Raw genomic sequence first — 12,986 nt, 5'->3', positions numbered from 1 at the left:
AATTATTTCCCCGCCGGACGACAGTGTGGGATTGAGTGGCTTGAGCAGTGGATATTTCCAGCGCCAAGGTGAGCATAATCCCAGCTCGAGATAAAATCAGATTTGATTTTTCTCTTTTTCATTTCGTCTTTTAAATAACCGTTAAACAGGTTGTTGCCAGTGTCTGGAAAGACGACTGTTTTATTCATGAGAACTGAGTTGGTAGGGTTAGGAAGAAACGAATTTGTCGAGCCCGGTTTTGCCAGTTCAACTTTTTTCGTCTCTGGATTCTCCATCGTATAACCACCATAGAAAATATTTGGGACATCCAGCTCATCGTAGTATTTAGCACACTGAGGAAGGCGAGAGAGAATTTTTGATTTAATCAGCGCCTTATCTTTTTCAATTGATTCATTAATAGCATCGTTGAGAGTTGTGAAGCGTTTATCCAGTTTCATCACTTCCTGGATTTCGTAGTTGCTGACCTGGTCAATGTTGTTTGAGCAGTTGTTTTGCAATTCAACGAGCATTTTTTCTTCGTTGCTCACATCTTGTGCCTGGGCATTTCCGAAGATGAGCTTTAGTAAAACGGTGCGTGCTCCAGCTGGAAGCGTTTTGATTCCACCAGGACGTTTTTTGACAATATCGTTGATGTATTCGCACGTTACATAGTTTCCACCAAAGCGGATATTTGTTCTGGTGTTTCTTGATTCCGCAGCATCTTTATCTGGATTGTTGATATCCAAATCCATAAAAGGGATTTGCCCTTGTTTTGGATTGCTCATGAGTTCCAATGCTTTTTTCGGACTAGCGGCCATTAAAGAGAATTCACACTCTTTCGGACGGCCATCATTGTATTGTGTAGGAATGATTTTAAAAATCTCATCCACGTGCCCAACAGCAAGCCAAGATGTCTGCAATTGGATAACGTTCTCTGGGCTTCCACAGAATTGGTTGGTAAATACTGACCCCTGGTTGTCTCCAACCAGGCAGAAGCCACCTGGGGCCCCTTCAATATTTCCTCCCATTTCTCCAGAGCCAAAAGAAACATCTTCTAAATTTCTGGCGCTGGCATTGGGAGAGTAGGCTTCCTTAATATTGGCCCCCTGACTTATTTCACATTGGGCCCCGGCCTTACTTAGCTTTTCTCCAGAATCTGGCCAGACACGGTTATAACTATCAATCTGTCTGATTGAAGGTGAACCGGTTTTTAAGTCAACAAAAGATTCAAACCAGTCCTGTTGCCAGGTATAACTTTGAATCGGAGTGTAAGTGATTTGCCCGATGATGGCGTTGATTTTTTCTTCGGGTAAGTTTTTTTGTGTCAGTTGGTTTTTTATATCGGCAACCAGCACATCAAAATCTTTTTTATCAGTCATTGGCAGAATGATCTGCGGAACTTTTTCATAATCGTAATTTGCAATAACCTTGCTGACAAAGTTGCGGGTTACTTTCTTTGCATCTTTTGTCGGCATGTAAGGTTGATTGGAAATAACGAAGGCCTGTGTGGGATAAGTTTCATCTAAAAGTGTGGCACCACTTGTAGGGCACACCGGAGCTGAGTTTTTATCCGGGCACTCAAGTGCCAGGGCCTCATGAAAAGTTAAAGTCATAAGCAGAGCGGAACCTATAAGATTGATTTTTTTCATAAAGAAAATTCTAACACAGCTAGGCCCGGGAGAAAGAGAACCTTAGGGGTGAAAAAAATGCCCTTTTTATTTAGAGGAAATTCTCTAGTCCTTTCAAGGAGTTTATCACCTCCATAGTTTTTCAACATTCTTCCCTTACCTTTTAGGGAAGGATCCACTCCAAATAGGGAGTGACCAAAATAGGAGTGATAGCTATGAAACACGTTCTTTTATCGGCCCTTATCCTCACTTCCATCCCTGCCTTTGCTCAAGAAGAGTCAACGGATACGGGGGCAGCGACTACGACGACAGACTCCTCCGCGGGATCAGAGTCAAGCTCGGATACCAAGACTGATGAAACAGTCAAGAATAACGACAAGACTAAACCTACGAAGGAGCGTTCGGATAAGTCTGATCGGGCAGAGGCCAAGTCTGATTTAACGGAGGAGCAAAAGGCAAAACTCGATGAGCTTAGAGAAAAACTAAAGGCGGGAGACATTTCCCGTGAAGACTTCTTCTCTGCTTTAAAAGACCTGGACATTAGACCCGAGAGACCACCAAGAAGGGATGATGAGCGAAGAGACAGAAGAAGGGAGCGAGGCCCGCGAGAGAGAGATGACAGAAGAAGAGATGAAAGGAGAGAAGACAGAGAAAGAAGAAAAGAAATGAAAGAAGACAAAGAAGAAGCAAGTGACGACGCCAAAGAAAATAAAAAAGAGAATCAGAAAGAATCCCGCAGCGATGCTAAAAGTGAAGCCAAAGAAGAAAGAAAGGCGATAAAAGAAGAGAGAAAAAATGAGAAGAAGGAAAACAGCAAAGAACAAAGAAGTGAAAGGAGAGGACGAAAGGACTAATTGGACACTCTTTGTTTTAGCTGTTTTTTTTATAGCGACGATAACCCCTCAATGGGCCCGCTCCGCTGATTTTGGAGCGGGCCTTTCTCAAACTTCCACCGGGACAATTGGCAAAAATTACAGCGTTGGTTTCGGGATGACTCAAAAACTTTCTGTCTCACTTTATGCCAGTCAATCCAATCAGGAAAGTAGTGATTCAGGATCAGATAACGAAGCTCATTCTTATAAAGGCACATTGATTTATAGGCCTGATCAGAGTGTGAGACTGGCCGTAGGTTACAAGCAGATAGATGACTACAACAATTACAAAGGGTCTTCTTATAGCGGTAAACTCACAATAAAAAATAATCCTTCTGCCAGCAAGGAGCACTCCCTTGGTGTAACGAAATTTTCAATTGGCCTGCAAAGCGATTCCATGAAGTACTCCAAGCTTGAGAGTGAACGTTATGAAAAACTCTCAGTGACTATCGGGTTCTCTCAGGTGATTGGAGATTTTTTTACCTTTGGGATCGACTGGAGTAAAAACACTTTTATTCCCAAAGGGGTGAGCACTCTTAAGGCCTTTAAAAACACTTCCATCGACAACACGGATATTTCAGACACTGTTGGCAATCTGTCTGATTCTTCGGCGGGAGGATATATTGAGTATAACGACTTGAGCTTTTGGTCAGTAGGAGTGAATTACTCTCATGGAAAAAATCTTCTGGATAAAAATGATACTTCAAACACGATTGAAGCTTATGCAGATATCGATCTTTGGGAGAATATAACTATTTCTCCTTCCTACGCGGTGACCAGGTCAAAGTCGAGCACTGACCCCAAAGTCAATTCAATGAGTCTTAATATCGGGATTAGTTATTAAGAAGCGGCACGAGATTGTGTTGGGAAAAAGTTCCACCATTCACTCGGGTCTTCATCGGAAAGTCTCAGGCAGAGCTCTGGAGACCAGCGCGGTTTTTTGGCCGGGCGAAGAAGGTTCATTCCTGAGGCATGCAAACTCTTTGATCCTTTTTTTCCGTTACAAGGCCTGCAACAAGTGACGACATTCTCCCAGCTCGTTGGGCCTTTTTGGGAAACAGGAATAATGTGATCGAAAGTAAGTTCAGAAGCAGGAAGTTTAATTGAGCAGTATTGGCATTGGAATTGGTCTCTGAAGAAAACATTCATGCGGGTAAATTTGACGTTCAGAGAGATTTTATGATTTTGAAATAACCGGAGAACTTTGGGGAGACGATAAGCGGTGGAAACGGTTCGTATGAGTTTATCTTGATATTCATCGACAACTTCCGCCCGACCAGTCAGAAGGAGTATCATGGCCTTCTGCCAGTTTATTATCTTTACGGGAAAATAGTTGCAGTCCAAAAGCAACGTTCTCATTCTTAAGATTATAGCATGAAATTTTTTTTGTAGGGGAAGCGGTCAGAATTTTTAATATTTTTTGCCGGGTCGGGGTCAGAGTGCCACTTCTAAGTCATTTATTTTTCAAATGTTAGATCAGTTTAAGGGATTTTTTATCAAGGCGCAGTTGATAATTGAATTCCTTATACTTTGTAGGGCTTAATTCTTTACCCTGAGCGCTCAGAATCTCTTCCAGCTCAAAGTCTTCCTCGCCTTTGATATAAATGGTGATCGCCATTCCCGGTTTATCGTGACGAGCAGTTCTTCCCACACGGTGAATGTAGGCGTCGCTATTTTGAGGAGGCCCGATATTGATGACGTGGGAGACGTGAGGAATATCTAATCCACGGCTAGCGATATCTGTCGCAACCAGGATGTTGATAGTTTTTTCTTTTAGACCCGTAAGAGATTTTTTTCTCTGGTGAGTCGTCATATCACCCTCGAGCACGGCTGCTTTATATTTATCAGCAACTAAAAGGGCGTTGAGGCTTCTGGCCTCTTCTTTTGTCTTAGTGAAAATTAAACACGATTTAATCTTGTGTTCTTTAAGTAAAAAGCGCAGAAAAGGGTAGCGAAGATCATTGCTAATGGGAGCAAAGATTTCAGCAATGGCCGCTTTGGTTTTGTTGGCCTTAAATTCAATTGTCTCAGCGTCTTTTAGGAATTCTTCCGTAAGGCCCTTAACTTCTTCACTCATCGTTGCTGAAAAAAGCAGCGTTTGTTTGCGGTTTGCAGTCGCATCCATCGCCACTTTGATATGGGGAAGAAAACCCATATCCATTAACTGATCAGCTTCATCGAGAACAACCGTTTCCACTCCGCTTAAATCAATAGTTTCTTTTTCGATATGATCTTTTAATCGCCCCGGGCAAGCGACAATAAGGTGCACGCCATTTTTTAACTCTCTTACCTGAGTATCAAAACTTTTTCCGCCGTAGAGGCTGATGCTGATAATGTTGGTAAAACGCGCGCATTTTTTGGCCACAGCAAGGATTTGCTCTGAGAGCTCCTTGGTGGGAGTGATAACTAGCATTTTAGTCGGTCTTTTGGGAGCACCGATAAGTTTAGTGATAATCGGAAGAACAAAGGCCAGGGTTTTTCCACTTCCAGTTTCGGCCAGGGCCACCAGGTCGCGCCCTTCCAGGATTTTAGGAATAGCACTTTCTTGAATCGGCGTGAGCGATTCAATTTTCATTTCACTTAGGGCCTTGGTGATTGCTTCCGGGAAGTGATTCATTAGGCCTTACCTTTATGAGTGATCTTAAAGCAGTGGTGAACTTTCTGATCGCGGTAGTCTTCTGGAATTGTTTTTCCTGTGATGTCCTGAATGTTGTAAGCACTCATTAGTTCTTCGGCCATTTTAAATTTTCTTTTGTTGTTAGAAAAATACAGGACACCTTCAGGAGCTAAGAGACGCATACAGTGCTTCACTAAGAACACCTGGTCTTTTTCAACTTCAAAATCCTCTTCCATTTTTTTTGAGTTAGAAAAAGTCGGAGGATCAAGGATGATCATATCAAAACGGCTTGAAGCCTTTTCCAGGTAATCGAGAGCACTATCGACGATAAAGATGTGGTCTTTAAGAGCGATTCCATTTTCTTCGAAGTTTCTTTTTGCCCAGTCCATGTACGTTGCTGACATATCAACACTCGTCACCTGGCGAGCGCCACCAAGGGCGGCCATTACACTGATTGAACCTGTGTATGAAAAAAGGTTCAGGACTTTTTTTCCTTCAGAGGACTTTGTGACGATTTGTCTTAGAGGCCTGTGATCCAGGAATAACCCTGTGTCCAGGTAGTCGTGAAGGTTAACCAGGAAGTTTGCTTTATATTCTTTAACCGGGAAGAATTCATTTTTTTCTTCCAGCTTCGTGTATTGAGTTGTGCCTTTTTGTCTAAAACGCGATTTGATAACGACTTTTTCTTCGCCAATTGAAAGCAGGTCTTTAACGGCACTGATAATGAATTCAAAATGTGAGAATTTATCCGCATCGATTTCTTCGTCGCGTTTTTCAAAAATAACCGCATTGTCTTTGTAGATATCGACAATAAAAGGGAATTCAGGGATGTCTTTTTCATAAAGACGGAAAGCTTCAAGGCCTTCTCTTTTGGCCCATTTTAATCTGTGTTTATAATTTTTTTCCAGGCGGTTTTTAATTGTGTTTAAATCAGACATTAGTTCTTACCCATTAGTTTCTTTTCTTCTGTTATAACATCTTCCAACGTCTGGTTGTGAAAACGAATACAGTACTCACCAAGTCTAAGGGTAATGTCAGCATTGATTTCTTTATTGATCCCTTGAGTTTCAAAAGAACACGTTGGATTGTTTTCTACAATTGAATGGAGAGACTCAGTTGCCACAAACTCCACATGCTCAAGTCCTGAAGCATAAGAGTGTCCTGGTTTTGGAGCAGGAAGTTCCAGCACATCAATTTTTCTGCCTTTATACAAAATAGGAGAGTGCAGTTTATAAGTTGCGATTAAGCGCCCGTTAACCATTGATTCAATCAGCATGTCACCATGGTGACTAAGCTCTGATCTTTTTTCCTGATACTCTGATTCACTTCCTACGCGGTAGCAAATATGATCCAGGTAGTATTTTTCAACATTCATCCCGGCCTTTTCAATCAATGAGAAAAGCTTATCTAAAAAAGGAATCGGGTCAGTGATGATGTCGTTTAACGATTTCATTAGCGGTAATCCGAGTTTTTAAAGAAGTGAACAGTTGGGTTTTTTTCCATAACCAGCTTCAGGTCCCATTCAGAGCGCACTGAAAAACACATGCGTTTCTTGTGGTCGTAAACAACGTTTGAAGAGTTGTTGGCCATGAACTTGTCCTGGTCTTTTTCGTTTTCAAACTTAAGCCAACGGACACCAACGAAAGAGTATCCTTCGTAGTCAGCGTTAACGTTGTATTCATCTTCTAAACGGTATTTTACAACTTCAAACTGCAGGGCCCCAACCGCACCCAGGATTTTTTCTCCTGTCGTGTGGCGAGTAAAGAGCTGAACAGTTCCTTCTTCTGAAAGCTGTTGTAAACCTTTTTCAAGTTGTTTTGCTTTCATTGGATCTTTTAGAATAACTTTATTGAAAATTTCCGGAGCAAAGTTAGGGATACCCGTAAACATGAATTTTGATTTTTCAGTAAACGTATCACCGATCTGGAATTTTCCAGTGTCGTGCAGACCGATAATGTCGCCCGGGAAAGCTTCTTCAGTGATCTCTCTATCTTGTGCCTGAAACATAAGTGGAGTCGGGATCTTTAATTCCTTTTCGCTTCTTACGTGGTAAATTTTTTGGTTTCTTGTAAATTTTCCTGAACACACGCGCATGAAGGCCACGCGGTCGCGGTGTTTTTTATCCATGTTTGCCTGAATCTTAAAAATAAATCCAGTAAACTCAGTTGTCGATTGCGGGTCAATCATTTGAGTTGGTGAATCAGACTCAAAGGGAGCAAGCTTAACTTCGCGAGGCTTAGGGCCTGGCGAGTTTGTGGAAATCATATCCAGTGTTTCTTTGACTCCGAAGTTATTGAGGGCCGATCCAAAGAAAACCGGCGTCTGGATTCCGTGCAGGAACTCCTCAATGCTGAAATCGCCAATTAGTGAACTTACTAATTCTAATTCCTCTTTTAAAGTTTCTAGAAGTCTAGCTCCCACGAAATCAACAACTGCTTTTGAATCTAAATCAGAAGCTTCAATGATGATTGGGTTAAAAGGATCTTTAGCGTCTTTAAACGACATGATTTGTTTTGTGCGAAGATCGTAAACTCCTTTGAAGTCTACACCTGAACCAATCGGCCACGTCATAGGAACACATTGGATATTTAAAATTTTCTCTACGTTTTCAAGAAGAGCAAACGGGTCCATGGCCTCGCGGTCGTATTTATTCATGAAGGTAACGATCGGCGTATCTCTCATACGACAAACTTCCATAAGTTTAATCGTCTGTGCCTCAACCCCTTTAGCAGAGTCGATCATCATCAGTACCGACTCAACAGCTGTGAGTGTTCTGTAGGTATCTTCAGAGAAATCCTTGTGACCTGGAGTATCTAGTAAGTGCATTGCTCTTTCGTTATATGGAAAACTCATCACAGAAGATGAAATCGAAATCCCACGTTCCTTTTCAATTTCCATCCAGTCCGACTTTGCATAGTTGCCGTCTTTTGCTTTGACCTTTCCGGTTTCACGAATAACTTGACCAAACCACAACAACTTTTCAGTCATCGTCGTTTTACCGGCATCGGGATGGGAAATAATGGCGAATGTGCAGCGCGGAGCTGTGTTCATTGAACTAAGCATGAATGATCCTAAATAAAAGGTAAGTCTCGCATTTTTAACACATTGAGACCAACGGGTGAAGCACTATTTTCCGGTCTGATTTAATCAGGCGGGAGCTATGATAGAAAATATTTAGCAACGGGTCAAGAATCCGAAAAGTCAGGCATAAAAACAAACTTAACCTAGTAGGTCCTTATGCTTAAAACATCATTTTTAGCTCTTTCTCTAGGGGTCAGTCTAACGTTTAGCGATGCTCATGCAAAATTAGTCCAGATCCTTCACACTAATGACACTCACTCGTTCTTAAATAACACCAATCACGACTCTGAAGTTGGCGGCTCTTCAAGACTAAAAGCACTGATTGACTACTACAAAGATGCAGCAAAAAAAGAAGGGATCTCAACTATCACTCTTGATGGTGGAGACTTCCTGGAAGGAAATATTTATTACATGGCCGACAAAGGTCAAAAGAGTTTTAACGTCCACAATAACGTCGGCTACGATGCTGTTGCCCTGGGAAATCACGATTACTTGATGGGTGCTCAAGGTTTAGATGACATCCTAAAGAATACCGATTTAAATTTCTCTTTTCTTGCGGCCAACGTGACATCGAGCTCGAAATACCCAAATATCAGGGACAAACTGCAAGCTTATAAAGAACTGGAAATCGATGGAATTAAAATTGCGATTCTAGGACTGACAACCAGTGATTTTTTCTTTAGCTGGACGCTTGATGGCAGCACGATTGAAAGTCCCTATAAGACTGCTCAAGACTACGAAAAAATCTTAAAGAAAAGAAACAACGACTTCATTATTGCCCTTACTCATATTGGAGTAAACCGCGATCTTAAGCTTGCTAAAAAAACCAGCAATATCGACTTAGTTGTCGGTGGACATTCACACACCACTTTATTTGAACCTCTTTATGAAAAAAACAAAAGAGATGTAAAAGTTCCGGTTGTTCAGGCGGGATTCCACACTAAATACTTAGGAAGAATCGTTGTTGATTTAGAAAAAGGAAAACCTTTAAAAGTCGTTTCCTATCAACTTGTTCCGGTGAAATATAACGGAGAAGACCAGGAAGTAAAATCACTGGTTGAAGACGCTGATTATGAATTAGATAAGATGTACGGTCGCGAGTGGCTCAATGAAAATGTAGGTTACTCTGACTTAAAAGAGGAAGATAAATCTGGATCGAGAAAATGGGCCTACTTTATCGCTGATGCTCTTAGAGAAAAAGCGGGAACAGACCTGGCGATGCACGTTTCTTCAATGAATGGTGAAAACTACCCGATCGGAAATATTAATAGACGCGACATTATGAACTCAATTCCTCGCGTGTTTGACATGAAAGACACTCACGGGTGGTCTATTTACACAGTAAAAGTAAATGGACTTCTTCTTAGAACTCTTTGTGAAACACTGGCACATTTTGGGCAGCCTCTAAGTTTCTCAGGGATGACTTTGGAGTGGGTAAAAACTCCATTTGGGCCAAAAATTGCCAAGGCCTTAATCAATGGAAAGAGAATTAATATCTTTAAAGACTATACAGTGGCCTTAACCGAAGGGATTGTAAGAGGGGCAGTGGAAATTTCTCCAAAAACAAAAGTGATTCTGAAGAATCCGATGAAAACTCAGTTTAAGATTTGGGAAACATTAGAAGAGAAAATTGAAAGAGATATCAAAAATATCAATAAAATGACGGAAGCTAATCATGCATTTTTCTTCCCTGATGTAGATTAGTTTGCACTATAAGAGCAAAAAAAAGGCCCTCATTAAGAGGGCCTTTTATTTGTTTAAGCTTCAACACACTTTTGGTGCGCTTTTTGGATTTCCACACAGATTTCATTGATGTTCATATTTGATAGAACAGTCGGCTCAATCACATTGTGATACAAGTGAGGAAGGTGTTTTAAATCTTCCATAAACGTCAAATTCTTGTTGGCGTCTACTTCGTCTACTTTCTTTATCGGAGTAAAGTGAGGTGCCGTTGTTAACACGTGTGGTGTTTCATTGATTAGACCATTGATGGCCTTCACAACTTCTACGAAACGGTCAAGTTCAGCTTTTGAGTAAGACTCAGTCGGCTCAATCATGAGTCCGTAAACTTCAGGGAAAGCAACCGTCGGAGCGTGAAGACCGAAGTCTAAGAAGAGTTTTCCGATTTTAGCAATGGCCTGAGCTTTTGGAGTTCCACCTTTTTCGATTCTCTCAAAAGTCTCTTTTGAGATTGTTAAGATAAACTCGTGCATACGTGTTTCGTTTTCACAGTTTTCTGGAAGCGAAGGGTAGATTGGCTTTAGTCTGTCGTATAAGTAGCGGGCAGCAAGAACCGCCACACCCGACATCTCGCGGACGCCGTTTCCACCAAGAGCTTTAATGTATGTGTAAGCGCGCACTTTATGAGCGAAGTTCCCTACGTGACGGTGGAATGAACCAATTGATTTTGGAGCTTTTTCTACGTCAAAGAAGTTTCCTTTTTTCACAACCTGAATCCCTGGAAGGTAATCTACTAGGCGGTGAGAAACGGCAACAATCCCGTCTCCAGGACCACCACCTCCGTGAGGGATTGTCCAAGTTTTATGTAGGTTGTTGTGAACAGCATCGACACCCATTTTGTCTAAGTCGATCCATCCGGCAATGGCGTTCATGTTCGCGCCATCCATATAAACCAGACCACCAACTCCGTGGATTAAATCGGCCATCTCTTTAAATGATGTTTCAAATAACCCAGATGTATTTGGGTTCGTTACCATCACACCGGCGATGCGAGTGTTGTATTTTGCGATTTCAGCTTTTAGCTGTTCAAAGTTGATGTGACCGCGGCCATCAGCTTCAATGATCACGATACCGTATTGAACACCATCGATAGTTTTTGTTTCAAACCCTGCCATTGTTGCAGTTGCCGGGTTTGTCCCGTGAGCTGATCTTGGGATTAAAACGACGTTTCTCGTGTCAGCTTCACCGTTATTTCTGTGGTAGCCCTGGAATAGTTTTAGACCAACTAGTTCTCCTTGAGCTCCCGCAACCGGTTGAGTTGTTACAGCTGGAAGACCAGTGATTGATTTAAACATTTCCTGGATTTCATAAAGAACTTCCAGAGACCCTTGCACGTCTTCAATTGGTGCCTGAGGGTGAACGTCTGTAAATCCTTTTAGTCCAGCTGCCCAGTCGTTGATGTAAGGGTTGTATTTCATTGTACATGAACCAAGAGGGTAGATGTTGTCATCCGGACTTACGTTTAAGTCAGCTAGCTTTTTGTAGAAAGATTTAATCTCTTCGACTTCAAGATTTGGAAGACCAACCGGAGTTGTTCTCAGGAAGTCTTCCGGGATTTCCGGAAGGAATTCATCATTTTCTTCAGCTTCAAAGTTCTCTGCAAAGAAGTTTTCTAGTTTTTCCAAGTCTTCGTCGTTATGCACGTCAAAGAATGAAAGAAGAAGAAGGTTTCTGCCATCGTGAAGACGGTTAGAGACATCAACTCCAAGTTGAATGTTTGCTTTAGAAGCTTTTGCCTGAAGGTCTTTGACTTTTACTGGAAGCTCAAGCACGAACTCGTTGTAGAAAGGAGTTGAAGGGAAGGCCAGGTTAACACCCTTGTACTGAGTCAGGATTTGCGCCATTTGAAGAGCGTAATCGCGTCCAGCTAGAGCTGCTTCCGTCATCCCGTCTTCACCGCGAGCTAAGATCGCTGCTCCAGCGGCACTTGCTACGAAAGACTGGTTAGAACAGATGTTCGATGTCGCTTTCTCGCGACGGATGTGTTGCTCTCTTGTAGAAAGAACCATACACAGAGCATCTTTACCATTGATATCGCGGGCCCTTCCTACGAAGCGACCTGCTGTTTGCCTGATGTCGTTTTTATTTTTGTCATTGTAACGAATCCCGAAGATCCCAAGACCTGGGCCTCCGAAGTTCGGACCGATTGCCAAGTGTTGTCCTTCACCAACAATCATGTTGGCCCCTTGCTTCTGGCTTCCGAATTCTGATGGCTGAATCAGCCCCTCAGTTGCCAGTAACATTGGATCAAAAAGAGCAATTGATTGAACCTGAAGTTCTGAACAAAGGTCAGTAAGCGAGTGAACGTCTTCAAGGTTTCCGTAGTTGTTGACTTGAGGAAAGACGATACACGCTAATTTCTCACCTAGGTCTGTGGCCATCTTGTGAAGAGTGTCGCGGTTAGTGATCCCTGTGTCTTTATCAGTTGGAACAGTGATGATGTTGAGTCCCGTCTCTTTTGCTTGAGTTTTTAGAACTTCGATATCACCAGGGTAAATTGATTCACATACCAGAGCAGTGTTAGATCCTTTTACCAGTCTTGTCGCTGTTTGAATCGCTTCATAAAGCGCTGTTGATCTTTCGTAGAAAGAAGCATTGATCGCTTCAAACCCTGTCAGCATTGAAAGAGTTGAAGAGTAGATCCAAAGAGTTTGTAGAGTCCCTTGAGATCTTTCTGGTTGGTATGGAGTATAAGCGGTAGTTAAACCTCTAAGGTCACACACGTAAGGAACGATGTCTTGAACTTTATAATTTTTTAATCCATCGCCGATGAAACAAGTTTTTAAATTGTTTTTTGCAGCGAGAGTTTCCATGTGAGCAATCAGGTCGTTGTAACCTAATTCTTCTGTTACGAATGGAGCTTTGTCGAATTTCACATTGTCCGGGATGTGCGAGAATAAATCCTTTAGCTCTTTTGCACCAAGGGCCTTAAGCATTTCGCCTTGCTCTTCTTTTGATGAAGAGATGTAGTATTTTTTAAGCTCGCGTGGAAGCTTATTCGGGTCATAGGGAAGCTTTTTGAAATTCGTAGTCATTTCATTTCCTTTTTGGATGGTTCTTTTAAAACGC

10 protein-coding genes and 1 pseudogene are annotated in these 12,986 nt (G+C 42.0%); 3 read left to right on the top strand and 8 right to left on the bottom strand.

Annotation, left to right across the window (positions count from 1 at the left end):
* Positions 1–2: 2 nt before the first annotated feature.
* The gene (locus tag AC6JA8_RS09980) at positions 3–1,628 is read right to left on the bottom strand and encodes a protein-arginine deiminase family protein (protein WP_497973669.1); all 1,626 of its coding nucleotides are present in this window, start codon (positions 1,626–1,628) and stop codon (positions 3–5) included.
* A 194-nt stretch (positions 1,629–1,822) separates the two neighbouring features.
* Here AC6JA8_RS09980 and AC6JA8_RS09975 point away from each other — a divergent pair, with 194 nt between their 5' ends.
* Together AC6JA8_RS09975 and AC6JA8_RS09970 are read left to right on the top strand one after the other, a co-directional pair.
* Positions 1,823–2,461 carry a hypothetical protein gene (locus tag AC6JA8_RS09975; RefSeq protein ID WP_497973668.1) on the top strand — a complete coding sequence of 213 codons (639 nt, stop codon included), beginning with the start codon at positions 1,823–1,825 and terminating at the stop codon, positions 2,459–2,461.
* On the top strand, positions 2,403–3,323 hold the full coding sequence (locus tag AC6JA8_RS09970) for a hypothetical protein (protein ID WP_497973667.1): 921 nt from the start codon (positions 2,403–2,405) through the stop codon (positions 3,321–3,323). The genes AC6JA8_RS09975 and AC6JA8_RS09970 overlap by 59 nt, the downstream gene beginning before the upstream one ends.
* On the opposite strand, the gene AC6JA8_RS09965 is transcribed toward AC6JA8_RS09970, so the two are convergent.
* The 6 genes and pseudogenes from AC6JA8_RS09965 to AC6JA8_RS09940 form a co-directional block, all read right to left on the bottom strand.
* The gene (locus AC6JA8_RS09965; RefSeq protein WP_497976881.1) at positions 3,320–3,628 is read right to left on the bottom strand and encodes an HNH endonuclease; all 309 of its coding nucleotides are present in this window, start codon (positions 3,626–3,628) and stop codon (positions 3,320–3,322) included. The genes AC6JA8_RS09970 and AC6JA8_RS09965 overlap by 4 nt on opposite strands.
* A gap of 39 nt (positions 3,629–3,667) precedes the next feature.
* A pseudogene (locus AC6JA8_RS09960) lies at positions 3,668–3,838 on the bottom strand (HNH endonuclease); the annotation flags it as partial.
* Between the two features lie 112 nt (positions 3,839–3,950).
* Complete coding sequence (locus tag AC6JA8_RS09955; RefSeq protein ID WP_497973666.1) at positions 3,951–5,096, bottom strand: DEAD/DEAH box helicase; 1,146 nt, start codon at positions 5,094–5,096, stop codon at positions 3,951–3,953.
* A complete protein-coding gene (locus tag AC6JA8_RS09950; RefSeq protein ID WP_497973665.1) occupies positions 5,096–6,034 on the bottom strand; it encodes a class I SAM-dependent methyltransferase in 939 nt (312 codons plus the stop codon). Before AC6JA8_RS09950 ends, AC6JA8_RS09955 begins: the two co-directional genes overlap by 1 nt.
* A complete protein-coding gene (locus AC6JA8_RS09945; RefSeq protein WP_497973664.1) occupies positions 6,034–6,549 on the bottom strand; it encodes a VOC family protein in 516 nt (171 codons plus the stop codon). Before AC6JA8_RS09945 ends, AC6JA8_RS09950 begins: the two co-directional genes overlap by 1 nt.
* Entirely contained in the window at positions 6,549–8,159 is a 1,611-nt protein-coding gene (locus AC6JA8_RS09940; RefSeq protein WP_497973663.1) for a peptide chain release factor 3, read from the bottom strand. Before AC6JA8_RS09940 ends, AC6JA8_RS09945 begins: the two co-directional genes overlap by 1 nt.
* Positions 8,160–8,333: 174 nt before the next feature.
* Between AC6JA8_RS09940 and AC6JA8_RS09935 the strand changes: the two genes are divergently transcribed.
* Complete coding sequence (locus AC6JA8_RS09935; RefSeq protein ID WP_497973662.1) at positions 8,334–9,881, top strand: bifunctional metallophosphatase/5'-nucleotidase; 1,548 nt, start codon at positions 8,334–8,336, stop codon at positions 9,879–9,881.
* A gap of 53 nt (positions 9,882–9,934) precedes the next feature.
* Here the strand turns inward: AC6JA8_RS09935 and gcvPB are convergent, their stop codons facing one another.
* A complete protein-coding gene (gene gcvPB / locus AC6JA8_RS09930) occupies positions 9,935–12,952 on the bottom strand; it encodes an aminomethyl-transferring glycine dehydrogenase subunit GcvPB (RefSeq protein WP_497973661.1) in 3,018 nt (1,005 codons plus the stop codon).
* Between the last annotated feature and the right edge of the window lie 34 nt (positions 12,953–12,986).

Source organism: Bacteriovorax sp. HI3, from assembly GCF_059738875.1.
This window is presented reverse-complemented; position numbering and strand designations above follow the sequence as displayed.